Annotated in this window: 28 protein-coding genes and 1 pseudogene; 23 read left to right on the top strand and 6 right to left on the bottom strand. The window is 67.5% G+C overall.

Features of this window, described 5'->3' with window-relative positions; all coding sequences use genetic code 11:
* Positions 1-4 precede the first annotated feature (4 nt).
* Positions 5-1,207, top strand: a complete 1,203-nt coding sequence (locus tag RS86_RS05480; protein ID WP_152642087.1) for a hypothetical protein — start codon at positions 5-7, stop codon at positions 1,205-1,207.
* Between the two features lie 7 nt (positions 1,208-1,214).
* Here RS86_RS05480 and RS86_RS05475 read toward each other — a convergent pair whose 3' ends face one another.
* Together RS86_RS05475 and RS86_RS05470 are read right to left on the bottom strand one after the other, a co-directional pair.
* Entirely contained in the window at positions 1,215-1,439 is a 225-nt protein-coding gene (locus tag RS86_RS05475) for a hypothetical protein (protein WP_082076596.1), read from the bottom strand.
* A 191-nt stretch (positions 1,440-1,630) separates the two neighbouring features.
* Positions 1,631-2,998 (bottom strand): MATE family efflux transporter, encoded by a 1,368-nt coding sequence (locus RS86_RS05470; RefSeq protein WP_045271197.1) that lies wholly within the window; start codon positions 2,996-2,998, stop codon positions 1,631-1,633.
* A gap of 374 nt (positions 2,999-3,372) precedes the next feature.
* Between RS86_RS05470 and RS86_RS05465 the strand changes: the two genes are divergently transcribed.
* Together RS86_RS05465 and RS86_RS05460 are read left to right on the top strand one after the other, a co-directional pair.
* Positions 3,373-3,861 (top strand): hypothetical protein, encoded by a 489-nt coding sequence (locus RS86_RS05465; RefSeq protein WP_045271196.1) that lies wholly within the window; start codon positions 3,373-3,375, stop codon positions 3,859-3,861.
* A gap of 71 nt (positions 3,862-3,932) precedes the next feature.
* The gene (locus tag RS86_RS05460; protein WP_152642086.1) at positions 3,933-4,316 is read left to right on the top strand and encodes a hypothetical protein; all 384 of its coding nucleotides are present in this window, start codon (positions 3,933-3,935) and stop codon (positions 4,314-4,316) included.
* Between the two features lie 117 nt (positions 4,317-4,433).
* Here the strand turns inward: RS86_RS05460 and RS86_RS05455 are convergent, their stop codons facing one another.
* The gene (locus RS86_RS05455; RefSeq protein WP_160299672.1) at positions 4,434-5,033 is read right to left on the bottom strand and encodes a hypothetical protein; all 600 of its coding nucleotides are present in this window, start codon (positions 5,031-5,033) and stop codon (positions 4,434-4,436) included.
* On the opposite strand from RS86_RS05455, the gene RS86_RS21165 reads away from it, so the two are divergent.
* From RS86_RS21165 to RS86_RS05430, 7 genes and pseudogenes are all read left to right on the top strand, one after another.
* Positions 5,010-5,957 (top strand): sensor histidine kinase, encoded by a 948-nt coding sequence (locus RS86_RS21165; protein WP_419177693.1) that lies wholly within the window; start codon positions 5,010-5,012, stop codon positions 5,955-5,957. The two genes, RS86_RS05455 and RS86_RS21165, sit on opposite strands and share 24 nt — an antisense overlap.
* Before the next feature lie 422 nt (positions 5,958-6,379).
* A complete protein-coding gene (locus RS86_RS05445) occupies positions 6,380-7,039 on the top strand; it encodes a hypothetical protein (protein ID WP_152642085.1) in 660 nt (219 codons plus the stop codon).
* A gap of 69 nt (positions 7,040-7,108) precedes the next feature.
* A complete protein-coding gene (locus RS86_RS05440; RefSeq protein ID WP_152642084.1) occupies positions 7,109-7,654 on the top strand; it encodes an SdpA family antimicrobial peptide system protein in 546 nt (181 codons plus the stop codon).
* Positions 7,651-8,646: a sporulation-delaying protein SdpB family protein gene (locus RS86_RS20085; protein WP_082076590.1), complete on the top strand. Its 996-nt coding sequence runs from the start codon at positions 7,651-7,653 to the stop codon at positions 8,644-8,646. Before RS86_RS05440 ends, RS86_RS20085 begins: the two co-directional genes overlap by 4 nt.
* 3 nt (positions 8,647-8,649) lie before the next feature.
* The gene (locus tag RS86_RS05435; RefSeq protein WP_045271190.1) at positions 8,650-8,994 is read left to right on the top strand and encodes an SdpI family protein; all 345 of its coding nucleotides are present in this window, start codon (positions 8,650-8,652) and stop codon (positions 8,992-8,994) included.
* A complete protein-coding gene (locus RS86_RS21160) occupies positions 8,981-9,394 on the top strand; it encodes a thiol-disulfide oxidoreductase DCC family protein (protein WP_082076589.1) in 414 nt (137 codons plus the stop codon). Before RS86_RS05435 ends, RS86_RS21160 begins: the two co-directional genes overlap by 14 nt.
* Positions 9,395-9,754: 360 nt before the next feature.
* A pseudogene (locus RS86_RS05430) lies at positions 9,755-10,093 on the top strand (DUF1992 domain-containing protein); the annotation flags it as partial.
* A gap of 18 nt (positions 10,094-10,111) precedes the next feature.
* On the opposite strand, the gene RS86_RS05425 reads toward RS86_RS05430, so the two are convergent.
* Together RS86_RS05425 and RS86_RS05420 are read right to left on the bottom strand one after the other, a co-directional pair.
* Positions 10,112-10,609 (bottom strand): hypothetical protein, encoded by a 498-nt coding sequence (locus tag RS86_RS05425; protein ID WP_152642083.1) that lies wholly within the window; start codon positions 10,607-10,609, stop codon positions 10,112-10,114.
* On the bottom strand, positions 10,606-11,076 hold the full coding sequence (locus tag RS86_RS05420) for a DM13 domain-containing protein (protein ID WP_045271189.1): 471 nt from the start codon (positions 11,074-11,076) through the stop codon (positions 10,606-10,608). The genes RS86_RS05425 and RS86_RS05420 overlap by 4 nt, the downstream gene beginning before the upstream one ends.
* Positions 11,077-11,227: 151 nt before the next feature.
* Between RS86_RS05420 and RS86_RS05415 the strand changes: the two genes are divergently transcribed.
* The 13 genes from RS86_RS05415 to RS86_RS05355 all read left to right on the top strand — a co-directional run bounded on the left by RS86_RS05415 (position 11,228) and on the right by RS86_RS05355 (position 23,106).
* Positions 11,228-11,938: a response regulator transcription factor gene (locus RS86_RS05415; RefSeq protein WP_045271188.1), complete on the top strand. Its 711-nt coding sequence runs from the start codon at positions 11,228-11,230 to the stop codon at positions 11,936-11,938.
* Positions 11,935-13,083 carry a sensor histidine kinase gene (locus RS86_RS05410; RefSeq protein WP_082076588.1) on the top strand — a complete coding sequence of 383 codons (1,149 nt, stop codon included), beginning with the start codon at positions 11,935-11,937 and terminating at the stop codon, positions 13,081-13,083. Before RS86_RS05415 ends, RS86_RS05410 begins: the two co-directional genes overlap by 4 nt.
* A gap of 266 nt (positions 13,084-13,349) precedes the next feature.
* Complete coding sequence (locus RS86_RS20735; protein ID WP_052680092.1) at positions 13,350-13,781, top strand: prepilin-type N-terminal cleavage/methylation domain-containing protein; 432 nt, start codon at positions 13,350-13,352, stop codon at positions 13,779-13,781.
* Complete coding sequence (locus tag RS86_RS05400) at positions 13,781-14,272, top strand: pilus assembly FimT family protein (protein WP_152642082.1); 492 nt, start codon at positions 13,781-13,783, stop codon at positions 14,270-14,272. The genes RS86_RS20735 and RS86_RS05400 overlap by 1 nt, the downstream gene beginning before the upstream one ends.
* Complete coding sequence (locus tag RS86_RS05395) at positions 14,269-14,850, top strand: PilW family protein (protein ID WP_045271186.1); 582 nt, start codon at positions 14,269-14,271, stop codon at positions 14,848-14,850. The genes RS86_RS05400 and RS86_RS05395 overlap by 4 nt, the downstream gene beginning before the upstream one ends.
* Positions 14,832-16,454 carry a hypothetical protein gene (locus tag RS86_RS05390; RefSeq protein ID WP_152642081.1) on the top strand — a complete coding sequence of 541 codons (1,623 nt, stop codon included), beginning with the start codon at positions 14,832-14,834 and terminating at the stop codon, positions 16,452-16,454. Before RS86_RS05395 ends, RS86_RS05390 begins: the two co-directional genes overlap by 19 nt.
* Positions 16,451-17,371, top strand: coding sequence for a prepilin peptidase (locus RS86_RS05385; RefSeq protein ID WP_152642080.1), 921 nt, complete (start codon positions 16,451-16,453; stop codon positions 17,369-17,371). Before RS86_RS05390 ends, RS86_RS05385 begins: the two co-directional genes overlap by 4 nt.
* A gap of 34 nt (positions 17,372-17,405) precedes the next feature.
* The gene (gene pilM, locus RS86_RS19810) at positions 17,406-18,464 is read left to right on the top strand and encodes a pilus assembly protein PilM (protein ID WP_052680091.1); all 1,059 of its coding nucleotides are present in this window, start codon (positions 17,406-17,408) and stop codon (positions 18,462-18,464) included.
* Complete coding sequence (locus RS86_RS05375; protein WP_045271183.1) at positions 18,464-19,144, top strand: hypothetical protein; 681 nt, start codon at positions 18,464-18,466, stop codon at positions 19,142-19,144. The genes pilM and RS86_RS05375 overlap by 1 nt, the downstream gene beginning before the upstream one ends.
* A complete protein-coding gene (locus tag RS86_RS05370) occupies positions 19,141-19,905 on the top strand; it encodes a hypothetical protein (protein ID WP_045271182.1) in 765 nt (254 codons plus the stop codon). The genes RS86_RS05375 and RS86_RS05370 overlap by 4 nt, the downstream gene beginning before the upstream one ends.
* Positions 19,902-21,041, top strand: a complete 1,140-nt coding sequence (locus RS86_RS05365) for a type IV pilus twitching motility protein PilT (RefSeq protein WP_082076586.1) — start codon at positions 19,902-19,904, stop codon at positions 21,039-21,041. The genes RS86_RS05370 and RS86_RS05365 overlap by 4 nt, the downstream gene beginning before the upstream one ends.
* Positions 21,041-22,279 (top strand): type II secretion system F family protein, encoded by a 1,239-nt coding sequence (locus tag RS86_RS05360; RefSeq protein ID WP_052680090.1) that lies wholly within the window; start codon positions 21,041-21,043, stop codon positions 22,277-22,279. The genes RS86_RS05365 and RS86_RS05360 overlap by 1 nt, the downstream gene beginning before the upstream one ends.
* Before the next feature lie 101 nt (positions 22,280-22,380).
* The gene (locus RS86_RS05355; RefSeq protein ID WP_045271180.1) at positions 22,381-23,106 is read left to right on the top strand and encodes an NYN domain-containing protein; all 726 of its coding nucleotides are present in this window, start codon (positions 22,381-22,383) and stop codon (positions 23,104-23,106) included.
* A 71-nt stretch (positions 23,107-23,177) separates the two neighbouring features.
* Here the strand turns inward: RS86_RS05355 and RS86_RS05350 are convergent, their stop codons facing one another.
* Entirely contained in the window at positions 23,178-24,845 is a 1,668-nt protein-coding gene (locus RS86_RS05350; protein WP_045271179.1) for a GspE/PulE family protein, read from the bottom strand.
* Between the last annotated feature and the right edge of the window lie 78 nt (positions 24,846-24,923).

The raw sequence follows: 24,923 nt of genomic DNA, 5'->3' as shown, positions 1-24,923 counted from the left end.
AGACATGAGGAACAGAACGCGTGTCGTGCTGCTGATCGTCGCCCTTGCGCTCGGGGCGGTCGTCTCCCTTCTCGGCGCGATCGGACTGCTCATCCCGGGCATCCTGCCCACGGGAGCGTCCCCGAGCCTCGTCGCCACCGCCGTCGGGGCGCCCATGGCTGCGGCGGTGTCGATCGCGGCGGGGCTCGCCGCGGTGGCCGTCGGCGTGCTCGGGCTGCGCGGACAGCGCGGCGGCGGCGCCGGGGACGTCGTCGGCGCGGCGCCGGGCGGACTGCGCATCGCCGCGGTGATCGCGGCGCTGCTGGTGGCGGCGCTGATCCCCGGAGGGATCATCCCGGTCGCCGGGTACTCGTTCGTGCTGGTGGTGGCGGGGCTGGTCGTCGTGGGGCTCGTGCTGCTGACGGTGCGACGACCCGTGATCGGAGTCATCGGAATCGCGCTCGTCGTCGGCGTCGTCGTGCTCGCAGCGCTCCGCCTGCCGCTGACGACGTTCGCGCCCCGCGTGCTGGACGCGCTCGCTCCGCGGCTCGGCGAGTTGGCGGTCTCCTTCGCGCACCTGGTCGCCGCAGGTGCGCTCGCCGCCTGGGCGATCGGCGAGCCCGCCGTGCGGGGGCGGTTCGCCGCGGGCGTGCGGCGGCATCGGCGGGCGGTCACCGCCGCGGCGGCGCTGTGCGCGCTGCCCTACGTGTTCTGCCGCCTCACGTGGCTGACGCCCTGGCCGCTGTTCGCGCCGACGGGCGCTCTCGCGCCGGACATCCTCATGGTGGGCCTGCTGCTCGGCGGGGCGATGCTCGCGGCGGGGCTGCTCACGCTCGCGCTGTGCCTGCCGTGGGCGGACCGGTTCCCCCAGTGGATGGGCGGTGTCGGGGGCCGTCCGGTTCCCGCCGGGTTGGTGGTGGTCGCGGCATCGTTCGTGGCGGTGATGTTCACGGTGGGCGGTGTGGATCTGGTGCGCGTCGCCGCGACGAGCGGCGGCGCGCTGGCGGTCGGCGTGCTGGAGCTGCTGCTCGTGCTGCCGTTCTGGCTGTGGGGGCCGCTGCTCGCCCTCGCCACGTGGGGTTACGCGATGCATCGCGGCCGCCTGGACGAGCGCCTCGCGGCGCCCCGGGCGATCGGCGACCGCGGGCTGTCCGATACCCTGCGGGCGCGGGCGACGGCGGAGCTCGACGCGATCGAGGAGCGCGAGGTGCATCGCAGCGTGCGATGAGGGTTCGTCAGTCGCGGTCGATGCCGAAGGTGTGCTTCATGAGGGCGCTGACGTCGCGGTCGATGTTTCGGATCTCCCCGCGCAGCTCCGCGATGTCGCCCTTGAGGTCGACGCGCAAAGAATGGATCTCCGAACGGACGACGCGCGTGAACATTGTCGTGACGATCGTGATCATGCCGAACATCCCGGCCGCGAACACCCCGATGAGGGTCCACACCTGCGGTTCGTTCATGGTCAGCACCCCTTCAGTGTCGCGTGGATCCGCCCAGAATGCCAGGGAACGAGAGCCCCTGACCGGCGATCACGGAATCGGTGCACAACGTCGCGGGGATCCGTGCGGTGCGGACCGAATGATCCGGATCGGGGCCCCTCTGCACGACCGAGGTCGGAGGCCTCCACGACCGAGGTCGGAGGCTGATCTCCTCAGACCTCGAGCGCGAGCCAGCGTCCGGTCCGCACCCGCAGACCGAGAGTGGCGAGCCTCGCGCACAGGTACACGCCGAAGAACGCGACGGCGAGCCAGACCAGGCCCGCCGCGCCGTTCACGCCGGTCGCGGCGATGATCGCGAGCGCGGGCAGGAACGGCACGAGGTTCAGCCCGCCGGCGATCGCGAGGTAGCGCGCGTCGCCGGCGCCCATGAGCACCCCGTCGAGGACGAACACGATGCCGGCGATCGGCTGGGCGATGGCGAGCACGATGAGGGCGGGCTGGATCAGCGCCGCGAGGGCAGGGTCGCCCGTGAAGGCGAGTCCGATGACCGCCGACAGTGCGGCGATGAGCACTCCGACGATCACCCCGAACCAGGCGCCCCAGGCGACGGTGCGGGCGAGCACGTGCCGCGCCCCGTTCGGATCCTCGGCGCCCAGGCTCTTTCCGATGAGGGCCTGCGCGGCGATCGCGAGCGCGTCGAGCGCGAACGCCGCGGCGGAGAAGATCGTGAACACGACCTGCCAGCCGGCGAGCTCGCGCGTGCCGATTCCGGTCGCGATGCTCACCGTCGCGAGCAGCGCGACCCGCAGGCTCACGGTGCGCAGGAACAGCCAGCCTCCGGAGCGCGCGGATCCGCGGATCCCGCTCAGCTCCGGTGCGACCGAGGCCTCGTGCCGGCGGGCCAGGCGCCCGATCACGAGCACGTAGGCGCCGACCATGCCCCACTGGGCGACGACCGTGCCGAAGGCGGATCCGGCGATGCCCCAGCCGAATCCGTAGATGAAGAGCCAGTTCAGCAGCGCGTTGGCAGCGAAGCCGATGCCCGCGATCCAGAGCGGGGTGACGGTGTCCTGCATGCCGCGCAGCAGCCCGGTCGCGGCGTAGACGACGAGCATCGCAGGCAGCCCCCACATGGACGGTGCGAGGTAGGCAGCGGCCTGCGCCGCGACCTCCGGGCTGGCGCCGAACAAGGGGATCACCGCGGGGGTGAGCAGCGAACCGATCACCGCGAGCACTGCGCCCAGGCCGAGCGCGAGCCACATGCCGTCGATGCCGACCGACACGGCGTCGCCGTGGTCACCCGCGCCGAACCGCCGTGCCACCGCGGGGGTGGTCGAGTAGGCCAGGAAGATCATCAGCCCGACGATGGTCTGCAGGATCGCCGATGCGATGCCGAGCCCCGCCAGCGGTGTGGTGCCGAGGTGTCCGACGAGCGCCGCGTCGACCATGAGGAACGCGGGCTCCGCCACGAGCGCGCCGAGGGCGGGCACGGCGAGGCGGATGATCTCGCGGTTCAGGGTCGGTGCTCCGCTCGGGCGCGGTCTGTCACCCGGGCTCGGGTTCGGCGTCGGGGAGGGCACCGTACGAGCCTAGGGGCGGCCGGGGACACCGTGCGCCGTGGGCGCTCATCCCAGCGGGGCGAGGGCCGCGGTCAGGAGGCTTCGGACCGCACTGGGGGCACCGCCACGGGTGCGAGGGCGGTGCCAGGTGCGGGTGCGATCCCACCAGGCGGGGCCGCGGATCTCCGGCACGCCGTGACGCATGCGGACCTGCCAGCCCGACACGTCGAGCGTGCGGTGGTGGTGCCAGCACAGGGCGACGCCGTTGCCTGTCAGTGGGTAGTCTGAACTTCATAAGTGCAGCGAGCTTGAGCCGTCCGGTGGCGGTGTATGCGCGGATTTCTGCGGACAAGACGGGCGAGGGCTTGGGAGTTGCCCGTCAGGTTGAGGATTGCATGCGTCTGGTCGCGGATCGCGGCTGGGCGACGATCAGCGCGGTCCCGGTGAAGACATGGCTGACCGAAGCAACTCTCTATCGACTGGACACGCCCGAGGTCGTCGCAACACTGGAGGGACGGCAGGAGACCGACGCGAAGCATGCGGACGCGGTCGCGTCCCTGGAAGCAGCGCAACGCCGATTGATGGATGTGGCGGAGATGTTCGCCGCCGGGGAGATCACCAAGGCCGAGTACCTGGCGGCACGTCCGGTCGCGGAGGCGAAAGCCGCGGAGGCCGCTCGGGTGTTGGAAACGCTCGCGTCGAAGGACACGTTGGGCAGCCTGGTCGGCAACGGCACTATCCTCCGGGAAACGGTGGGACACATACAGCCTGGATCGGCAGCACGCGATCATCCGAGCCATCCTCCCCGCCGCAACGATCGCCGCCGGGACCCGCGGACGGGGAACTTCGACCCCGAGCGAGTTCTGCCGCACTGGGCGGCTTGACCGGCGACGCGGTGAGGAGCATGGCCTTGAAGGACTCCGGCGCGGGTCAGCCGCCGACACCGGGGAGCAGAGTGCCAACCGTTGTGTTCTACGACATCAGACACGAGGCCGCAACCAGGGTGCGAGCTGTACTTCGGAGTGTAGCCAGATTCCGCGGAATTCCGGCCCGTGAGGGACATGGTTTCCGCAGAGGTTTCCGCGCATCCCCCACCCAGCACAGCTTCGCCGTCGACGCGTTCTTAACGCGGCAGGCGAACCCGAACCTCACCCCGCCACTGGACACCGAGTACCTCGCCGCACAGGTCCACACGCACCTCTCGGGCGCTCTCGGCACCGGAACCGAGCACACCACCGCCGGCGCCCTGATCACTGCAGCCGAGGCGCTGCCCGACGGCGCCGACAAGGCCACCCCGCTCCGTTCCGCGCTGATCCACGCGATCCGTGCGGCACGGTAACCGACCGGGCTCCGAGCGTGTTGGTCTTCTCCTGGCCTGGACGGTCACGTTTGGAGCCCCCTCTTCGAAGGGCGCACAATGACGATGAAACTGTGCTCCGCGCAGGAATGCCCGAATCTAGCTGTTGTCCCAGATGCCTGCCACCTGGGATGAAGCCTCAGCATGTTCGGCATCAGCGAGATCCAGCAGCGCGTGACCGTAGGGCTCAATCGCATCCGCGTACGCTTCACGGACCCCGAGGCTCGGCAGAGGGAAGTCGCTTGCCGTGAATCCGAAAGAACTGTAGGAAGCCGCGGCGGCACCGCTCTTGATCAGGTCAGGGCTGTATCCATGCGCCTGCAGGAGATCGTGGAGCGGCTGTGTGAGGAGCTCGATCGGTCCCTTGTAGCCTCCGAGACTCGGAGCGACTCGCCTCGAGTTGTACGTCCGACGCACCTGACGGGCGAGTTGGTCGGGATCCGAAGCCTTGCTGAATAGCTCAGCGACCTGATCGGCCCCGTCGTCGATGACGGCGCTCAACTGATGCCTGAACTCAGACACCTTCGTTCCCATCGCTTGCGTGACCTGTGGCTGCTTCTCCACTACCAGCGCGCGCACCTTTTCTTGAGCCATTGCGCGCCACTCCTCGACCAGAGAGCTCAAGTACGCACCCTGCGCACTAACAGCTGCCTTGCGGGCCTTCTCGACATCAGCGTGCGCAACATCCACAGTCTTCATGGGGCCGAGGATAGCGAGGGGTGCCGACAACGCGAGCCCTCGCGGCAGTCAGATGTCCGATGCGTCGACTGCCACGCCCTGCGCACCGCACATGAGCGCGCCACTACACCACGGCAGCGTTCGCCCTGTTTGTCTGGTCGCCGCTGTTCGCGGTCGTCGCCCTGCTGGTGGCGATGTGCATCTCCTTCGCCGTCGACACTGAAGGTGCCGTCCTCGTCGCGCTGGCTGTCGCAATGGGCTGCGTCGTACGCACTGCGGCCAGACCGCTTCTGGTCGTCTTCGTCGGGGGGGGGGGGGTTCCTGCTTTCGGGCGCGGCCGCAGCGACGTTCGTGTCCGGCCTCAGGCCGAGGAACTTCGCGGCTGCGCTGCTCATTGCCACCGTCTCTGGCGCCGTTGGCTACTTGCTCGCTGTCGGGACTGCTCGCGAGCAGCGGCTCCAGGACAGGCTGCGGGCGCAGGAGCAAGCCGAGCAAGCGGTCGCCTTCGCCGAGCGGCAAAGGATCGCCGACGAACTGCATGATGTCATCGCTCATGACCTCACCGTCATCGTCATGTACTCCCGCCTTCCGGATCAGCCGATCGGCGATGAGCTCCGCGCCCAGTCTCGGCAGACGATCCGCGATGCCGCTCACAAGGCCCTCGGAGATCTCCGACGTGTAGTCGAACAGGCACGCGGACCTGCGGTGCTCGTCGAGTCCCCTCGCGAGGACCTGGCCACAGCGCTCGAAGTGCCCGTTTTGAGTTGCAGGGTGTGGGAGACACGCTTCTTGTCGAAGGGAATGCAATGGATCCTCGAGTCCCTCGTGTCGTCGACACGGCACCTGCCCGCATCCTTCGCGAGTCCATCACGCATGTCCTCAAGCACGGTGGCCGCGGAACAGTCGAGATCTCCATACACATACGGCCCGACAGCGCGACGATGACGATCCGAAGTCCTCTCCCACCGCGTGTGAGGCGCGAGGAGTTCCTCTCCGGAGGCTACGGCATCATGCGCATGACCGCTTGCGCACGTCAGTTGGGCGGAAAACTCCACTCCGGGCCGATCGACGACGCATGGAGGGGTGAAGCCCACCTCCCGCTTGGCTGACTCACCAGCACAGCCGACTACCCGATCACCCTTCGTCTATCGCCGGATAGACGAAAGTCCAAGCATCTCTCGTCGTTCGTCGGGGTACGGGTCCATTGCCCCTGTTGACCGGGTAGCGCCAGCTTGGGGGGTGTAGCTGGACCATCGGGGAGCATTCCGTCAACAGCTACGCGAGTGTTCCAACAGCTACGCGAGTGTTCGCGAAATGCCGAACACCATCCCTCTCGATGCCGAGAGGTCAATTGATCGGAGAGTTTCATGCACAATCAATCACCTAGCCGGCTTTCTCGCTGGTTGTCACGCTCAGTGCTAGCCGCGGTTACCGCCATCGCCGTGGTGCTGGCACCGTCGGTGGCCAACGCAAGCACGGGCTCAACCGGCGGCACTTCGGCCATCCGGTCTGCTACCGTGTCGCACAGTTCGGACGACAGCAAGGCGACGGCGAAGTACTCCGACGACGACATCGTCGCCCTGGTCATGTTCGGGACAGGACGCATCGCCACCGCGCATCCGGATCTCGCCAAGAAGCTGATGCCGAACACCCCGACTGGCATCACGCCTGAGGCGATTACCGCGGTGACGAAGATGCTGTACAGCGTCGACCCGGCGTTCAACGAGAAGGTCACTCTCGCGCTCCAGTCCGGTGACCCGTACACGGCACAGGCGGGAATCGAGCAGTTCCGTGCAGACGTCGCGGTATTGACAAAGCAGGCCGGTCCCGGAGCGGTATCTCCCGACTGTGTCGTAGCCGGACCTGTCTTCTTCGCGGTCGCCGGCGCAGTCGCCGTGTTCATCGTGGCCGCTGCGGGTGCAGTTGTCGTCACGCTGTACGCGGTCGTCAACGCCTACGTGCCGTCGGATGAGGGGACCAAGTTCGATCTCCAAGGCTTCTCAGCCGAGCTCGCTCGCACGATCTGATCGGAGACTGTTGTGTCGCACGCTCAGGACGAGAAAGTGTCACCGGGCAACGCCTCCAAGTGTCAGCTGATGGTCTTCTGGATCGGCGCCGCTGCCATCGCATCGCTGTTCGCGTTGGGGGCGTATGCCTCCTGGCCCACCAACGTTCTGAGCGGCGGCACGGCAGATACGATCAAACGCGCGTTCGGGGAGACCTTCCCCCAGGGGTGGGCGTTCTTCACGAAGAGTCCAGAGGGCCCACAGGCTGGCGCCTATGTCGCCAAAACGAGGGAATCGCTCTTAGTCACCCCGCAGTCTCGCGCTAGCAACCTGTTCGGCCTTTCGCGCAATCAACGCGCACAGGGACCGGAGATCGCGGTCCTGAACGCCGACCACGCGCTCATTTGGGTCGATTGTACTGGCCAGGCGAGCACGTGCTTGTCGAAATCGGCGGAGTCCACCCCTACGCATCTCACCAACTCTGAGTTCACGCGGACGATTTGTGGCGATGTTGTGCTGACGTACGAGACGATCACGCCCTGGCTGTATCGGGGTTTCGAGAGCGTCGGGGACACTCGGATCGTTCGCACCGCGCATGCGATCGTGGACTGCTCGGGAAAGGTCGATCTCCGATGAAGCACCTGCGTACCGTTCTCGCCAATTTCGAACCTCGCACCCCATGGTTCGGAGTTGGGCGGAGCCTGATCGCTTTCGCGCAGCTCACCGTTCTCGTGTTCACCACTCCCGCATCGTTGTTGCAGCCTCTTCTGGGAACTGGGCCAGGCCCCGCGTGCAATGGAGTGAGGTCGATCACGCTCTACTGCATCGGGGGTTCTGAGATCCCTCAAGAACTACGGCGCTGGGTGATGGTTGCGATGCTCGTCATCGTGATCAGCGGGTTCCTGCCGAGATACACCGTTTGGCTTCACGCCTGGGTCTCGATCTCTCTCGGCTGGAGCATCTCGTTGCCTGACGGAGGGGAGCAGATCGCGCGAATCATCGTGGTCCTGCTCGTCGTGATCGGTCTTGCTGACAATCGAACCTGGCATTGGACCCGCCCCACGAAACCAAGACCACGCCTTCTGAGTTCGCTCGCGTTGGCGGCGCTGGTGGGCATCCGTGTACAGGTCGCGATCGTCTACTTCCATGCGGGGATATCGAAGTTCTGGACGGACGACTGGGCAAACGGCTCCGCTGAGTACTACTTCATTCGAGACCCGCTGTTCGGCGCATCAGGCTTACCGTACGTCATCCTGCATGACTTGACGGCGATCCCCATCTTCGTCGCGCTGATGACCTGGGGAGGAATCCTCCTTGAGCTCTTGATCGCGGTACTGATTCTCGGCCCTCGACGGTGGCGAGAGCGTGCGCTTGGGCTCGACATCCTTCTACACGGATTCATCATCGCCACAATGGGACTCTGGAGCTTCGGGCTCATCATGATCGGAACAGCAATTGTCGCTTCGGCTCCGCACACACTTGATCCATCTCCGACCCCCGTAACAGTCCGAAGGCTTCTCGGATACGTTGGAGTGCAGATCCCTCGACGAGCGAAGCAAGCATCAGCGGCACCACGAAAGCCAGGTATCGCAACGCCAGAGCCTGCTCTGAGCCAAGGAGGTAGCTAGATCATGACAACCGCTATCGCGATCCTCTTCCTCGCGCTGGCGGCCCTGAGCGTCATCACCATCGCTCTGGCCGCAGCGGGCAGCCTGGGACGGAATCGTTTCATAGGAATACGCACTGCGGCGACTTTGAGCAGCGACGACGCATGGAAGCGAGCGCATCGCGCCGGATTGCTGCCGGCAGGAGTTGGCGCGTTCATCTGCGCGCTCCTGGCGGTCATCGCGATCGTGCTCGTCCAGACCCACGGATCAGAGCCCCTGGCCGAGGTCACGGTGGGATGCTCAATCGCTGCGATCCTTGTGGGAGGCGTGTGGAGCACGATACGAGCGAGCCGGCATGCGACACCCTGAGCGAACGAGGTCGGACGCCGGAATGCAGCTCCGCGGACACGGCCTTCTCATCTTTGACGGAGACTGTGCTTTCTGCAGTCTCTCCGTCAGGTGGTTGATGAAGCGCAGCGCTGTTCGGCCGGCCTCTTGGCAGTCAGCCCCTCTCGAACGGCTCGGGCTGGCTGAGGATCAAGTGAGGACCAGGGTGTGGCTTCTCGCAGACGACGGGACAGTTCTGGCCTCAGGTGCACGGGCGTTCGCTTGGGTCCTTTCTGGCTCCCCCCAGCGCACCTGGAGATTGGCCGGCTTGATTCTCGGATGGCCCATTGTTCGATCGGTAGCATCGAGAATCTACGGTTTCGTTGCACGACATCGTCATCAGATGCCTGGCGGGACTGCGTCCTGCAAGTTGCTGGTCTAGAGATTCGCCAATGTGGAGAGCGCTGGAGTTCGCCCAGTTCCCAGTCACGTTTGCGGCCAGGAGCCCATTTCAGCTCAACGACCAGCATCACGCGAGGGCGGTTAAGGCGAGTTCTCATCCCCCTGACCTCACGACCGGCGGATGATCCACGCGTCTCAGGCAACTGCCGTCCATCGGAGGCAGATTTCGCGGGCCCAAGAGAATCGAACCGGGCGCGTGAAGACGGCGACCACGACGGATCCCGTCCGCCCACGCGGCTCAAGCCTCTGAGGGAGCCTCGGCGGCCGCAGGCCCGAGGCACTTCATGACCTTCTCGACGCCCAGGATCGAGGCCAACCGAAGGGCGTCCGAACCGTCCATGGCGATCATCACGATCCGGACTGGTGGATCCGCCGCAAGATCGAGCGGGAGAACCTCACCGGTCTCGGCCCGCCCGCGCTCATGCTGCGCGTCGAGGACCGCGAGCTCGACGCCCGGCTCGACGCCCTGCGGCGGGAGGGCGACGTGCGCGCGGTGCTGGAGGACTTCAACCGGCGCGTGGTCGATGCCCGGCGTCAGCTGCTCGGCGGCCCGCCGGTGGTGACGAAGCCTCGGGACGTGGACGCCGAGGTCGAGGCATGGCACGGACGCCGGGCAGCCGCCGCGGCAGCGGAACCCCCGGCGCTCGAACCGAGGAAGCGCTGGTTCCGTCGGAGCTGACGAGGCCTCCCGCACGCGTCAACGCCCGCGCCGTCGCTCCCACCACCAGGCGACCCCCACCCGCCCCGCCCGCGGCAGTGCCAGCACCACGGCCGACAGCAGCACCATCGCCGGGTACTGCGCGATGAGCTGATCCGACGACCAGTACAGCATCAGGGTCGCGATGGATCCGAGGGCGGCGATCGCGGTCAGCACTCGACCAAGGCCGAGCACGAGCAGCAGCCCCAACCCGGCCTCGAGCGCCGGGATCGCGATGCCGAACAGGTCCGGCGCCGCCTGCATGAGGGCGCCCAGAGGGCGGAAGAAGAACGGCACGCGGCTGTTGCCCGCGGCGCCCTGCGCGACGAGCAGGATGTCGGCGGATCCGAATCCGGCGCGATACTTCAGGATCCCCTCGTTCAGCCACAGCGCGCCCGCCGCGATCCGGGCCGCCGCGCCGAGAAGCGCGGAGGCGAGCAGCCAGGGCGCGGTGCGGGCCGGCTCCCCACGGCCGACCCGCACCGCGGTCGCGGTCATGAGAGGGAAGCGGCCCCGAACACCGCCTTGGCCTTGTCGCAGTGGATCACGACGTCGGTGTACATCGAGAGGTCGACGCCGCTCAGCATGAACGTCTGCGACGCTTTGTCGAAGGCGACCGCGTCGATCTGCTTGCCGGCGGAGACGGCCGCCTCGTCGGTGCCGTTCGTCAGGTACACGTGCAGATCCGGGCCCTCGTCGGAGGAGAAGCCGGTGAGCATGAGCTCGGATCCGGACACGGTCACGGAGCCCTGCACCTTCTTGCCGTTCAGGCCCGTGAACGTCCCGGTCTTGTGCATGGCGTCCATGGACGACATCGGGGACGAACTCGGCTCGGACGACGAGGTCGACATCGTGTCGGACGACGGCGAGGAACCCCCCGGTGTCGAGCTGCAGCCCGCGAGCGACAGGCCCAGAGCCAGGACGGCCACGCCGAGCGAGGCGGGGACGAAAGCGATCTTGCGCATGAGTGCTCCATTCCGTGGATGCGCCGGCGACGGACGTGCCGGCTGTCGAGTACGAAACCGACGGTAGATACGGCACGAGCGCCGCGGGGGAGTTCTTTCGGGGCCGTAAGGAACCGGGATCCGGCATGTGCGGCGGGATTAGCCTCTGAACATGGAGACGTCAGCGATCGCGCCGCCCCGCGTGGTGGTCGTCGAAGACGACCCCACCGTGCGCGCCGCCGTCGAGCGCTACCTCGGCGCGAACGGCTACCTTGTCGAGGCATTCGGGGACGGGATCTCGGCGCAGCGCGCGGTACGGGCGGATCCGCCCGATGTGCTCATCGTCGATCGCATGCTGCCGGGCATCAGCGGCGACGAGCTCGCGCGCGATGCGCGGGAGCGATCGGCCGTGCCGATCATCATGCTCACCGCGCTCGGCGAGGTCGAGCAGCGCATCGAGGGGCTGGAGACCGGGGCCGACGACTACCTGGTGAAGCCCTTCGCGCTGCGCGAACTGCTGCTGCGAGTCGGGGCGCTGCTGCGTCGATCCAGGGCGGCTGCGGCGCCGACGCGCGAGATCGTGCTCGGCGACTTCCGGCTGGATCCGGCCCGCCGCCGGGTGCACGTGCGGGGGGAAGAGGTGCCGCTCGCCGCGCGCGAGTACGAGCTGCTCGCGCACCTCGTGCAGCACGACGGGGAGGTGCTGTCCCGTGACGACATCCTGCGCGAGGTCTGGGGCTGGTCGTTCGGCGAGGCCAGCACGGTGACCGTGCACGTGCGCCGGTTGAGGGAGAAGATCGAGCAGGATCCGCGTCGTCCTCTGCACCTGCTCACGGAGTGGGGCGCCGGCTACCGGTTCTCGGCGGACGGATCCGGCTCATGATGCCTCTCGGCGTCGCGGACGTGCTCCTCATCCTGCTCACAGCGCTGGTCTGCGCCGCGGTCGTCACGTGTCTGGCCTTGCTGGTGCTGCGCCGGGCACGGCGGGCCGGGCTGACGCTGCGCCTGGTGGTCGTCGGAGTCGCGTCGGTCCTCGCGCTGGCGACGGGCGTGCTCGCGATCTCGGCCGAGATGTACCTGTCGGTGCACGACTTCACGGTGCTGGTGTGGGTACTCGGAGCCGCGCTGCTGTGCGCTCTCGCGACGGCATGGATCACGGCCCGCGCGGCGCGGAGCTCGGTGCAGGGGCTCACGGACGCGGTGCGCCGGGTCGGCGAGGGCGACGTCGTCGACGGCGGAACCAGCGGCTGGCGCGAGTTCGACGATCTGTCGGGGGAACTGGCCGAGGTGTCGGCGAGACTCAGCGACGCCAGGGCGGAACTGGAGCGGCTGGACTCCGACCGCCGTCGCTTCCTCGCCTGGATCTCCCACGATCTGCGCACCCCGCTCACCGCGATCCGCGCGCTCGCGGAGTCGGCGGAGGAGGGGCTTGCGGATCCGGAGGCATTCCCCGGCCAGGTCCGCGCTCAGGTCGAGACGATGGGCCGGATGGTCGACGACCTGTTCGAGCTGTCCCGCATCACCTCGGGCTCGCTGCGGCTGCGCGCCGAGCAGGTCGAGCTGCTCGATGTGGTCTCGGATGCCGTGGCCGACGTGCGCGCGGCGGCCGGCGCGCACAGGGTGCGGATCGTGCAGCAGGGCATCGACGGCCATGTGCTGTGGGCAGATCCGCATCAGCTCACGCGCGTGATCGTCAACCTGCTCACGAACGCCGTGCGGCATGCGCCGGAGGGATCCGAGATCCTCGTGTTCGCGGAGTCGCCGTCGCCGCACCGGCTGGTGCTCGCCGTGCTCGATCACGGCAGCGGCGTGGCCGTCGAGGACCTGGACCGCATGTTCGAGGTCGGGTGGCGCTCGGATCCATCCCGCACCGGCGGTGCCGCACCGGATGCGGTGGCGTCGGGGGCCGGGCTGGGCCTCGCGATCGCGCGCGGGCTCGCCAGGGCGCACGGAGGAGACGTCTTCGCCGAGCACACCGACGACGGCTTCTGCCTCAAGGTGCTGCTGCCGGTGACGCCCGGATCCTGAGGTCGTCGACGGGGATCGGGGCTCGGCGCGTTTCCGGCCCCGGGGTCTCGGCCGATCGTGCTTGGTATCCCGAAATAGCGGTTTCGCGTTTCCTCTTGCGCAGACACGATGACAGGTCCATCCTTTTCCCAGGATGAGAGCTCTGGGACAGCTCGAGTCCGAATCTGGGGACCGGGACAACCCGGCATTGGTTGATGGGCGCAGGGATGCGTCGGTTCGCAGAGTGCGTTTTTACCCGAAACGACTCTCTGAAATGGGGACAAGCAATGCTCGCTATTCGTCGCGCCTTCGAGGCGAAGAAAGAAGCACGTGAGAACGGTGAAGAAGCCGGATTCTCACTGATCGAGTTGATCATCGTCGTGGTGATCATCGGCATTCTCGTGGCCATCGCACTGCCGCTGTTCGGCTTCATCCAAAAGACCTCGGTGGACGGGGCGACGCAGTCGACTACGAAGAATGCTTCGACCACGGCGGTCGCCGATTTCGCGCAAGACCCGACCAACGGCGCAACGAAGGCCGCGGCTGATATCGCAACCATGCAGACTGGCGGGACCGTGTTGGCGCTTGAGGCCTCATCGACTTCCGCTTCGAACGTCTGCGTTTCCGGGTACAACGCCGGAGGCCAGAACTTCGTTGCGACAGGGAAGTTCTATGCAGGCCCAGGTGCGCTCGCTAACGGCACTGGCTGCAAGCCCTAGTGCCCAACATCGACCAGGGCCGATGTCTGATCCTCGGCCCTGGTTCGGTGTATCACCTGCCCTTTGGTTGTTACTCGGCCGAGGAGACAAAAATGCTTGCCGGGCATCAAGACACTGACGAAGGCTTCGGCCTCGTCGAGCTCATCATCGCGATGTTCCTCCTCGCCCTCATCACGATCGCCCTGATTCCCGCGCTCTACAACGGGATCATCTACTCCTCGCAGCAGGCGACGACCGCGACCGCGACCAGGGAACTGAACGCGCTTGTCGAGACCGCCCGTCAGACACACCAGTGCGGGGCAAGCGGCGCGCCATCCGGTTCCCTGAGTGCGGTGTCTTCGTCTCAGACGTTCCGCGATGGCGCGAATCAGAAGTTCACGACGTCCGGGACGTTCGACTGCACGACCGCGCCTGCCCGGTTGACGCTCGTAGCCACGGATGTCGACGGCAAGCAAATAGTCACGATCAACGCCCTGGTCTACCTCCAATGAACGCCCCGATTGCACGCGACGACGACGGCCTTTCGCTGATCGAGCTGATCTTCTACGTGGTGATCCTCGGGCTGATAACGACGGGAATCGCGGTCGTGTTCTTCAACATGTGGCGGGCGCAGGCCAGCGTGAGCGATCAAACAGATGCGACGGAACGGGGACAGCTCGTGGCGACGCAGATCGAAAAGGCGATGCGCAACGCAGTCGCGTTCGAGGTGACGGACGCCAGTTCTACCCCGGGACTCTCAACCGGGCCCGTGTTGCTGGTCGCGACGGGTCTGACCGGTCAGAACGCCTGCATGGCCTTCAACTTCTCCGCTGGGCAGGCGCAGGTCATTCAGACCTCCGGGTCGAGCATCGCCGCATCGAGCTGGTCCACGTGGCAGACCGGGATCGTTTCTGCGGGTGGTGCTCCGTACTTCAAGAAGACCGCCAACAGCAGTGCATCGATCGACTACAGCTTCGCCGCGACCAGCAAGAACGGTCCCACCGTCCAATTCGGCGGCACCGCGTACATGCGCACCACGAGCGGAAGACTCCCAGGCGGAGGGACCCAGACATGTTTCGCAGCTCCATGAATCCCTCGGATGCGCGAAACGAGCAGGGCGTAGCACTCGTGCTCGTGGTTTTCGTGATGCTCATCGGGCTTATCGCGGCATCGGCCATCGCGGCCGCGATCTTCTTCGTCATCAACGGGAACGCGACGAACAAGAGCAACACGCAGGCATTCATCGCTGCCGAGTCGGGGCGTGATGCCGCTCTCGCGAACGTCCTCAAGAACTGCTCCCTCGTGACCCGGAACTTGATCGGAGGTGGGGGCACGGCGCCGTTCTACGACGCGTCGGTCGACAAATGCCCCAACACCCCGGACCCGGGAGGACCCCCATACAAGTCCACGTTCACGATCACGTCAACGGGCTTCGACCTCAGCGGCGCGAAGACGAAGGTGACTTCGCAGTACATCCGCAACTTCACCTCGGGGATCGTGGGGGGCCAAGTCGCCTATTTCGACGGATCCTTCACTCTCACGCATTCCCAGTACTCGGGCGATCTGGTGATCCGGAGCGGAAACTACAACTGCACGACCTCGAAGTCCACGATCGACGGCGATCTCTGGGTCCTCGGTGGATCGGACGGCACGAACGGAGGCAACGTCACGCTCAGCCAGGGATGCACCGTCACCGGAAGCATCTATGCTGCGGGGTCGGTGACCTTCGGCCAGACGAGCGACACCGTCGGCGGCAGCGTGATCGCAGCGCACGACGTGACCATTTCCACGAACGGCTTCACCATCGGTGCGGCCGACCCTGCGGTCAAAGGCGGCATACACGCCGGCGGCGCCATCAACTTCACCAACGCGAAAAGCGGAACGATCGCCGGTGATGTGCTCGCCGGTGGCACCTACACGGCGAGCGCGGGAGTGACGATCGGCGGGAGCGCGAAGGGCGGTGTCGCGCCGAGTCCCGCCGTCTTCTCGCCGACGTTGCAGGACGTGTACGCGCAGAGCGCGTGGGTGGATCTGTCCACGGCGCGAGCACCGTGGGGTTCAGGAGTCGACTGGCGCACGCCTTCCTCATGCACCGCCGATGTGACTGCGCTGCTCCAGACTCCGCCCGCGGCGGGGAAGACACAGATCGGACTGGACTACTCGGCGTGCAGCAGCGCTGTCGTCGTCGCGATCAATGGACCTGGCAAGAAGCCGGGCAACTATGTCTTGAACTACGACACCGTCGTGCTCGTGCCTGCAGCAGCGTCGATGGACGTTGTGCTGGGGGGATCTCCTGGGCCCGCAGCAGGAACCAAAACTCAGCTGTTCTTCATCCATGGCGACCCGACAGTAAACGCCCAACCCGACTGCAGCACGAACGTCGGCTGGGCCGGTGATGGCATCTCCGTCCCCTCGACCATGGGGAGCGGTCTCAATCTGATGTTCTATTCCGCGTGCGGCGTGGGAAAGATCGCGGGAAATGCGAACCCGTTCACCGGACAGTTCTATGCCGGCGGTGCTGGGCAGACGGGCTGGGTCCAGCCGGTCTTCACCTGCCAACCGATGAAGTGGGAGACCGCAGAGGCCACATCTTTCATTGACATCGGTTGTGAAGTCGGCAAGGCGGGCGGGTCCGGAACCCCGAGTCCTCCGCAACCTCAGATTCCGTTCCTGACGAGCCAGGCGGAGCAATGATGCCGCTCCTCGTGCTCGCGGTCGCGGGCCTCTACGGATTGGTCATCGGATCGTTCCTCAACGTCGTCGCGTACCGCGTGCCGGCCGGGATCCCGCTGGTCCGCGAGAGCCGGTGCCCGAGCTGTGGCGAGCACATCCGCTGGTGGCAGAACGTCCCGGTGATCTCATGGGTCCTGCTCCGTGGTCGGTGCGCGTCGTGCGCCGCCCGCATCAGCGGCCGCTACCCGCTCGTGGAGGCCGCCACAGGAGTCGCATTCGCCGGAGTCGCGTGGTGGGCCATGACAGCAGGGCTTTCTCGTTCGGTCGCGGGCGGCGCCGACGCACCGTCCTCGCTGGGTGTCCCCGGAATCGCCGGGGTCGGAGACCCCACCGTCACGTGGTCGAGCGGTCCCGCGGTCTGGATCGTGCTGGTCGCGTTCCTCGGCTTCGCCGCGGTCTCGATCGTGCTCACGCTCATCGACCTCGATACGCAGCGGCTGCCGAGCGCGATCGTCCTGCCGAGCATCGCGGGGGCCGTCGTGCTGCTCGGCGCGGCGGCCGTGGTCGCTGCGGCGACGGGATCCTCCGATGCCGGCTGGGGGGACCTGCTGCGCGCGCTCGCCGGGGCCGCGATCCTCTACGCCTTCTACTTCACCCTGCGACGGATCAAGCCGCGCGGGATGGGCGGAGGAGACGTGAGGCTCGCAGCCCTGGTCGGGCTGTACCTCGGGTGGACGGGATGGGGCGCGCTCGCGGTGGGGGCGTTCGCGGCCTTCCTGTTCGCCGGGATCTACGCCGGCGTGCTGATGCTGCTGCGGCGGGTCGGGCGCAAGACGGCGATCCCGTTCGGTCCGTGGATGATCGCGGGAGCCTGGGCAGGGATCGCGCTCGGCGAGCCGGTGTGGCGCTGGTATCTCGGACTGCTGGGGATGCACTGAGCCGCGACGGCTCAGCGGGGGAAGGGGAACGGACATGGCGAAGAGTCACGTGGGCGTGGAGATCACGGAGGAGAGCGTCCGCGCGGTCGAGGTGAGCGTCGACCGCCAGCCGCAGGTGCTGGCCTACGGGGAGGTCGTCCTCCCCCCGGATTCCGCGCACGACTCGGAGGTGCTCGATCAGGGTGCGGTCGCGGTGGCGATCCGGCAGCTCTGGAACCTCGCGAAGATCGGATCGAAGTCGGCGACCCTCGGCATCGCGAGCCGTCGCGTGCTGGTGCGCGAGCACACCACGACCGCCATGGCACCGGAGCTGCTGCGCCAGGCACTGCCGTTCCAGGTGCAGGATCTGCTCCCTGTGCCGGTCGCGCAGGCCGTGCTCGACTACTACCCGACATCGCAGCAGGGCGACCAGCTGCACGGGCTGCTGGTCGCGGCCGTCTCCGAGACGATCGAGTCGATGATCGCCTCGTTCGCTCGGGCGAAGATCCGTGTCGACGGCGTCGACCTCGGAGCGTTCGGCCTCGCCCGCGCCGCCGCTCGGGTCGTGCCTGAGGGCACTGCGGCCGTGGTCCACGTCGGCGACCACACCACGCAGATCGTTATCCTGCGCGACGGGATCCCGGACTTCGTCCGCATCACCCCCGTCGACCTGGAGACCGTGGCGGTGAGGAGGCGCGCGGCGCAGATGGTCGCACCCGACGGAGCGGGGGACGGGACGTTCGTCGCCGCCGGTGCTCTGGATCCGGCTCGCCTCGTCGTCGCGGATCTCGTGGGCGCCGCGGGCATCGTGCCGCATGGCGCGCTCCGTTCCGACACCGCCCTGCGCCCGGTCGCCGACGTGATCGGCCGGATACGCAGCACTCTCTCGTTCTATGCGAACAGGCCGGCCGCCCCGCCCGTCGAGCAGGTGCTGCTGTGCGGCGCCGGGGCCGGGGTCGACGGGGTCCTCGGTGGCTTGACGGAGACCGTCGACGTGCCCGTCCGCACCCTCGGCATCGCCGATCTGCTGCCGCTGCGAGTCCCGGAACCGACCGGGGAGCTCGCTCTCAACCTCGTGAGCACGCTCGGGCTCGCCCTCGGAAAGGAACGCTGATGGCACGCATCGTGACCGCCGCGCCCGGCGGGGTGCCACGGGTCGACCTGCTGCCCCGGTCCGAGATCGAGCGCAGGGAGCGTGAAGCCCTCTCCGCCGTCTGGGTGCGGATCTGCCTGCTCGCCGTCCTGCTCGCGGCGGTGCTGATCGGCGGGGCGTTCGTCTGGAACCTCTTCGCGCAGCAGCGGCTGTCCGCGGAGCAGGACCGTTCGCAGCAGCTGATCGGCCAGATCGCCGAGCTCTCCGACGTGAGCAAGGCGCTGGCGACCGAGAGTGAACTGCAGAGCTTTCGAGCCGAGGCCATGGGTTCCGACTTCGCGTGGAGCGGGATACTCGACAAGGTCCGCGACTCCCTGCCCCCAGGCGCGTCGCTCATCGGCTTCGCACTGACGCCAGGGGCTCCGCCCGCCGCGTCGACGAGCGGAACAGATGCAGCGAAGACGGCGAGCGCGGCGAAGAAGGCCGTCGGGCTCACCGGGACGCTCACGATCGACAGTCCGACGGCGGTGGATCTGGGTTCGTACGTGCGCTCCCTGCGCGGGGTCGACGGCATCCTTTCCGCCGATGCCAACGCGACCACGAGCGGCGCATCCGCCGTGGGCCGGTTCACCTACAAGATCGACATCACCTTCGACCAGACGGTCTACTCGGGCCGCTTCGCCGAGGAGGCGACGAGATGACGAAGTCCCTGATCACACTCATCGGCGCGATCGTCTCGATCGCCATCGTGGCGCTCGCCGTGGTCTTCGGTGTGCTGCCGCTGCTCGGGCAGTCGTTCACCGCGCTCGGCGACACCGCACAGGCCGGGACGACGAACAAGGCCTACGAGAAGCAGATTTCCGACCTGCAGAAGCAGAAGGCGCGCAAGGACGAGATCGACGCGGCGGTCTCCGACCTACGCGCGCAGATCGCCGCGGCGCCTGACCTCGACCAGGCGTTCGACGTCATCTCGGGTTCGGCCCAGACTGCCGGCGTGGTCATCACCAGCATCACCCGCGGTGACCTCGCGGCCTACGTCGCACGCACCTCGCCGATCCCGGCCGGCCCCGAGGCCGCAGCCGCCGCGAAGAAGACCCCGCCGGCCGCCCAGCCGACTCCTCAGCCGACGAGCGCATCGGATCCGGTGGGGGCGGCGAACAGCACGGCGGCGCAGGCCAGCAGCAGTGCGGCTCAGACATCGAAGATCGCCGGAGCCGGCGCGTCCCCCGCGTCGGCTCCGGTCGGGGGCAGCCGCCAGCAGATCCCGATCACGGTCGTCGCGAGCGCGTCGGACATGACCGCGGTGCAGTCGTTCCTGGACGGACTGCGCGGATCCGGCCGGTTGCTCGGGGTCGACAAGGTCGAGGTCACGGGCAGCGACGGGAGCTTCGTCGTGAATCTGGATGTGCTCGCCTTCTTCAGCGCCGACGCAGCGGCCCCGACCGCAGGAGCCTCGAAATGAGCGCCGCGGAGCTCACGCGCATCCTCGCGATCGGCGCCCGCGCCGGGGCGAGCGACGTGCATGTCACCGCGGGGGCCGCGCCGCTCATGCGCGTCGACGGCGACCTCGTGCTCGTGCCGCGGCACGAGCAGGCGCTGAGTGCCGACTGGGTCGAGCAGGCCGCGTACGACCTGATGACGCCCGCGCAGCGGGAGGAGTTCGCCACTCACCACGAGGTCGACCTGGCCCACGCCGTGGACGAGATCGGGCGGTTCCGGGTGAACGTCTTCCGCCAGCTCGGCGAGATCGCGATGGCGCTGCGCTTCATCCCCGACCGCGTGTTCAGCCTCGAGGATCTCGGCGCCCCGGCGATCGCGTACGACCTGGCCCTGCGCCCGCGCGGGCTCGTGCTGCTCACGGGACCGACCGGATCCGGGAAGTCGACGACGCTCACGGCCATGGTCGACATCATCAACGCGACCCGTCCCGTGCACGTCGTGACGATCGAGGATCCGATCGAGTTCCACCACACCAGCCGACGGGCCCTCATCCACCAGCGCGAGGTCGGATCAGATACCGTCTCCTTCGCCGAGGCGCTGCGACGCGTGCTGCGGCAGGATCCCGACGTGATCCTCGTCGGCGAGCTGCGCGACCCCGAATCGATCTCGACCGCGCTGTCGGCCGCGGAGACCGGCCATCTCGTGCTCTCCACGCTGCACACGCAGGGCGCGGCGAAGTCGGTCAACCGCATCGTCGACGTGTTCCCCGCCGATCAGCAGCATCAGATCCGCACCCAGCTCGGCGACACCCTGCAGGGCGTCATCAGCCAGACGCTGCTCCCTCGCGCCCAGACGGTGGGGCGCACGATCGCGACCGAGGTGCTGATCAACACCCCGGCGGTGGCGAACCTGATCCGGGAGGGGCAGGTGTCGCAGCTGTACTCCACGATGCAGTCGAGCCAATCCGTCGGCATGCACACGCTCGACCAGGATCTGCGCCGCCTCGTGGGCGACGGCGTGATCGCCGCGCACGTCGCGCGCACCTTCGCCGTGGATCCGAAGTCGATCGACGGCGTGCACGTGAAGCCCGCGGATCTGGACGCGGAATCGTGGTCGACGTTCGCCGCCGGCCGGCAGCTCGAGGAATGGGGATCCTGATGGCCGGAGTGCAGGAGTACGAATACCAGGCGCTCGACGCCGCCGGCGCGCAGACCGTCAAGGGCACGATGGACGCGTCGAGCGACAGCGCGGTCGCGGCCAAGCTCCGCGCGCAGGGCCTCACGCCGCTGCGCGTCGCGCCGGTCGCGAAGACGGGTCTGCATCGCGAGATCTCGCTGCCGTCCCTGCGCAAAGGGGTCTCGGCGAAGACCCTCGCGATCTTCTCCCGGCAGATGGCGGCGCTCATCAACGCCGGTCTGCCGCTGCTGCGCACCCTCACCGTGCTGGCGGAGCAGGCCGATGACAAGAAGCTGCAGCAGGTGCTCGTCATCGTCCAGACCGACGTGGAGTCCGGATCCTCCCTGTCCGCGTCGATGGGACGGCACCCGCAGGTGTTCCCGCCGCTCATGGTGTCGATCATCCGCGTCGGCGAGGCCGGCGGCTTCCTCGGCAAGGCGCTGACCTCGATCGCCGAGACCTACCAACGGCAGTCCGACCTGCACGCGAAGATCCGCTCCGCCACGACGTACCCGCTCGTGGTGCTGATCATCGCGATCCTCGGCGTCACCTCGATGCTGATCTTCGTCGTCCCGGTGTTCAAGAACATGTTCGCAGGACTCGGGACGAGCCTGCCGCTGCCGACCCAGATCCTGGTCACGGTCTCGGAGAACATGCGATGGATCGCGCCGGCGGTCGCCGTGCTGCTGATCGCGCTGTGGATCTGGTGGGCGCGCAACCGGTACACCGACGCGTACCGCAAGGTGGTGGATCCCTTCCTGCTGAAGCTGCCGATCTTCGGCAAGCTGCTGACGAAGATGGCCGTCGCGCGCTTCACCCGGAACCTGTCGATGATGCTCGACGCCGGCGTACCGATCATCCAGGCGCTCTCGATCGTCGGGCAGGCGTCGAACAACTGGAAGATCGAGCAGACGGTGCGCGACATCCAGGAGTCGATCCGCAGCGGGCGCTCGTTCGCCGCGCCGCTGGCCGCGGCCGAGGTGTTCCCGGCGATGGTGTCGCAGATGGTCGCGGTCGGCGAGGAGTCAGGCACGCTCGCCGAGATGCTCGGCAGCATCGCCGACTTCTACGAGGACGAGGTCGAGACCGCCACGGAACAGCTGTCCTCCCTCATCGAGCCGGTGCTGATCGTCGGGCTCGGCGTGGTCATCGGCGGCATGGTGATCTCGCTCTACCTGCCGATCTTCACGCTGTACGGCGACCTCGCGAAGCAGCACTGAATCGGGTGATCGGTCCCTGAGCTCGTCGAAGGGCCGAGGACGAGGATCGGTCTTCTCCACAGGCCCGTTGTTGGCCGCATCCCGGCGCTACGGTGGTGGCCATGAGGGTCGGGGTGTATGTCGACGGGTTCAACCTGTACTACGGCGGGCACGCCCAGCTGGGCGGTCGGGCGGGCTGGAAATGGATCGACCTTCGCGCCTTGGCGACCCGCTACGCATCCTGGCAGGGGGCAACAGTGGAGCGGGTGGTCTACTGCACGGCCCGAGTCAATGATCCGGACGATCCCGGGCAGACCTCTCGACAGGATTTCTACCTCAAAGCGCTGAAGGCCAGCGGCTCGGTGGATGTGATCGAAGAGGGCTACTACGCCTCGTGGTCAGCCGAGTCGGTCATGACCGCGGAGAAGGCCGGTACTCGCGCACCGACAGTGATGCGCGACCCCGGCGCGCAGCTCAGCTGGTCATCACGTCTGCGCGTTCGGCGATCCCAGGACGGCGCGCTGCTTGCAACAGTGCGGAAGCGCGAGGAGAAGGGATCCGACGTCAACGTCGCGACGCACCTGCTCGCAGACGTTCTGCAGAAGCGAGTGGAGGCGGCGATCGTCATCTCGAACGACTCCGACCTTGCGCTACCCATTCGGATCGCGCGTGAACACGTGCCGATGGGCATCATCAACCCAGGAAAGAAGCCTCTGGCGGGTGCCTTGAAGGGGCATCCGGACGACGGGGTAGGACGCCATTGGTGGCGTCGGCTGGACATCTCGGATCTGCGGCAATGCCAGCTGCCGGACCTGGTCGACGGAATCCACAAGCCCCGCGGATGGTGAGCCGGGGAAGATCGCCGTGTGCTAGTCTCGAGTCACCAACCCGCCTCTCCATGTGAGGGCGGGTCTTTCTTTTACACCGAGACCCGCAGCACCTCTTCGATCGTCGTGATGCCCTGCGCCACCTTGGCCCAGCCGTCGTCGCGCAGCGGGATCATCCCCTGGTCGAGGGCGATCTCGCGCAGCTCGCCGCCCGTCGCGCGCCCGACGAGCGCCTGCTCGATGCGGTCGGTGATCTCCATCGCCTCGTGCAGTGCGACCCGGCCGCGGTAGCCCGTGCTCGAGCAGGCCGCACAGCCCACCGCGCGGTGCACGGTGGCGCCGTCGATGAGATCGACCGGCATGCCGACGGCCTCGAGCATCGCGCCGTCGTCGTCGATCGGCTGACGGCACTTGATGCAGAGCCGCCGTGCCAGCCGCTGCGCGATCACCGCGCTCAGCGCCGTCGCCACGAGGAACGGCTCGGTGCCGATCTCGACGAGCCGGGTGAGCGCGCTCGGGGCATCGTTGGTGTGCAGGGTCGAGAGCACGAGGTGCCCGGTCAATGCCGCCTCGATGGAGATCGCCGCGGTCTCGCGGTCACGGATCTCGCCCACCAGCACGACATCCGGATCCGCCCGCAGGATCGACCGCAGCGCGGTCGCGAACGTGAGGCCTGCCCGCGGGTTGACCTGGATCTGGTTGATGTCCGGGATCCGGTACTCGACGGGATCCTCGACGGTGATCACGTTCACGCGCGGATTCGCGACGGCCCGCAGCGCCGTGTAGAGCGTCGTGGACTTGCCGGATCCGGTCGGGCCGGTCACCAGCACCATGCCGTGCGGGCGGGAGATCGCCTGCGTGAAGCGCTCCGCGTTGCGCTCGGAGAACAGCAGGTCCGACATCAGCATGACCTGCCCGCTGTTGTCGAGGATGCGCATCACGATCTTCTCGCCCCACACCGTCGGCAGGGTCGCCACGCGGAGGTCCACGCTGCGCCCCTCGTGCAGCACCGAGATGCGCCCGTCCTGCGGCACCCGCTTCTCGGCGATGTCGATCGAGGACATGATCTTCAGCCGCGAGATGACGCCGTCCTGGATGCTGCGGTCCGCGCGCTGCATCTCGTGCAGCACGCCGTCGATGCGGAACCGCACCGTGAGCCGGTGTTCGCCCGGCTCGATGTGGATGTCGCTCGCACGGTCGTTGATCGCCTGCGTGATGAGCAGGTTCACGAAACGCACCACGGGCGCATCCGCGTCCTGATCGTCGAGATGCTCGGTGAAGACGATGTGCGCGGAGGTCGATGCCTCGCCGATCTGCTCGGACAGGTCGGTGAGCTCCTCGTCCGAGCGCAGGAAGCGCTCGAACGCCTGGTTCAGCGCCTCCGCGGTGACCACGACAGGGCTCACTCGAAGGTCCGTGATGCTCGCGACGTCGTCGAGGGCGATGATGTCGGTCGGATCCAGCATCGCGACCGTCAGCTGATCGCGGTACTGCCGCAGCGGCAACAGGCGGTAGCGCCGGCACATCACGCCGGGCACGAGCGAGATGACCTCGGGATCCAGCGGATACGAGGAGAGATCCACATAGGGCGTGCCGGTCGCGACCGACACCGCCTCCGCCAGCTGCGTCTCGTTCACGAGGCCATGCCGGAGCAGGTACTCCGGCAGTGCGTCGCCGTCGCCGACCGCCGAGACCGCGGAGGTCATCTCATCGGCGCGCGCAGCGCCGGTCAGCACGAGCATCTGCCCCAGGCCGCGCATGGGATCCCCATCCCGCGGCGCCCCACACGCCGCTCCTGTGCTCATCCTAGGACTGCGCGGCCCTTCGCGGCAGTGTCG

Source organism: Microbacterium azadirachtae (genome assembly GCF_000956505.1).
Lineage (GTDB): Bacteria > Actinomycetota > Actinomycetes > Actinomycetales > Microbacteriaceae > Microbacterium > Microbacterium azadirachtae_A.
Note: the sequence above shows the minus strand (reverse complement) of the source record. Positions and strands in the feature narration are given on the sequence as shown.

What these genes read in the sequence shown, in the direction of transcription:
- RS86_RS05480 (WP_152642087.1), top strand. Translation starts at nt 5, where the DNA reads ATGAGGAACAGAACGCGTGTCGTGCTGCTGATCGTCGCCCTTGCGCTC.
- RS86_RS05475 (WP_082076596.1), bottom strand. Translation starts at nt 1,439, where the DNA reads ATGAACGAACCGCAGGTGTGGACCCTCATCGGGGTGTTCGCGGCCGGG.
- RS86_RS05465 (WP_045271196.1), top strand. Translation starts at nt 3,373, where the DNA reads ATGCGTCTGGTCGCGGATCGCGGCTGGGCGACGATCAGCGCGGTCCCG.
- RS86_RS05455 (WP_160299672.1), bottom strand. Translation starts at nt 5,033, where the DNA reads ATGAAGACTGTGGATGTTGCGCACGCTGATGTCGAGAAGGCCCGCAAG.
- RS86_RS05445 (WP_152642085.1), top strand. Translation starts at nt 6,380, where the DNA reads ATGCACAATCAATCACCTAGCCGGCTTTCTCGCTGGTTGTCACGCTCA.
- RS86_RS05440 (WP_152642084.1), top strand. Translation starts at nt 7,109, where the DNA reads ATGGTCTTCTGGATCGGCGCCGCTGCCATCGCATCGCTGTTCGCGTTG.
- RS86_RS20085 (WP_082076590.1), top strand. Translation starts at nt 7,651, where the DNA reads ATGAAGCACCTGCGTACCGTTCTCGCCAATTTCGAACCTCGCACCCCA.
- RS86_RS05435 (WP_045271190.1), top strand. Translation starts at nt 8,650, where the DNA reads ATGACAACCGCTATCGCGATCCTCTTCCTCGCGCTGGCGGCCCTGAGC.
- RS86_RS21160 (WP_082076589.1), top strand. Translation starts at nt 8,981, where the DNA reads ATGCGACACCCTGAGCGAACGAGGTCGGACGCCGGAATGCAGCTCCGC.
- RS86_RS05425 (WP_152642083.1), bottom strand. Translation starts at nt 10,609, where the DNA reads ATGACCGCGACCGCGGTGCGGGTCGGCCGTGGGGAGCCGGCCCGCACC.
- RS86_RS05420 (WP_045271189.1), bottom strand. Translation starts at nt 11,076, where the DNA reads ATGCGCAAGATCGCTTTCGTCCCCGCCTCGCTCGGCGTGGCCGTCCTG.
- RS86_RS05415 (WP_045271188.1), top strand. Translation starts at nt 11,228, where the DNA reads ATGGAGACGTCAGCGATCGCGCCGCCCCGCGTGGTGGTCGTCGAAGAC.
- RS86_RS05410 (WP_082076588.1), top strand. Translation starts at nt 11,935, where the DNA reads ATGATGCCTCTCGGCGTCGCGGACGTGCTCCTCATCCTGCTCACAGCG.
- RS86_RS20735 (WP_052680092.1), top strand. Translation starts at nt 13,350, where the DNA reads ATGCTCGCTATTCGTCGCGCCTTCGAGGCGAAGAAAGAAGCACGTGAG.
- RS86_RS05395 (WP_045271186.1), top strand. Translation starts at nt 14,269, where the DNA reads ATGAACGCCCCGATTGCACGCGACGACGACGGCCTTTCGCTGATCGAG.
- RS86_RS05390 (WP_152642081.1), top strand. Translation starts at nt 14,832, where the DNA reads ATGTTTCGCAGCTCCATGAATCCCTCGGATGCGCGAAACGAGCAGGGC.
- RS86_RS05385 (WP_152642080.1), top strand. Translation starts at nt 16,451, where the DNA reads ATGATGCCGCTCCTCGTGCTCGCGGTCGCGGGCCTCTACGGATTGGTC.
- pilM (WP_052680091.1), top strand. Translation starts at nt 17,406, where the DNA reads ATGGCGAAGAGTCACGTGGGCGTGGAGATCACGGAGGAGAGCGTCCGC.
- RS86_RS05375 (WP_045271183.1), top strand. Translation starts at nt 18,464, where the DNA reads ATGGCACGCATCGTGACCGCCGCGCCCGGCGGGGTGCCACGGGTCGAC.
- RS86_RS05370 (WP_045271182.1), top strand. Translation starts at nt 19,141, where the DNA reads ATGACGAAGTCCCTGATCACACTCATCGGCGCGATCGTCTCGATCGCC.
- RS86_RS05365 (WP_082076586.1), top strand. Translation starts at nt 19,902, where the DNA reads ATGAGCGCCGCGGAGCTCACGCGCATCCTCGCGATCGGCGCCCGCGCC.
- RS86_RS05360 (WP_052680090.1), top strand. Translation starts at nt 21,041, where the DNA reads ATGGCCGGAGTGCAGGAGTACGAATACCAGGCGCTCGACGCCGCCGGC.
- RS86_RS05355 (WP_045271180.1), top strand. Translation starts at nt 22,381, where the DNA reads ATGAGGGTCGGGGTGTATGTCGACGGGTTCAACCTGTACTACGGCGGG.
- RS86_RS05350 (WP_045271179.1), bottom strand. Translation starts at nt 24,845, where the DNA reads ATGCGCGGCCTGGGGCAGATGCTCGTGCTGACCGGCGCTGCGCGCGCC.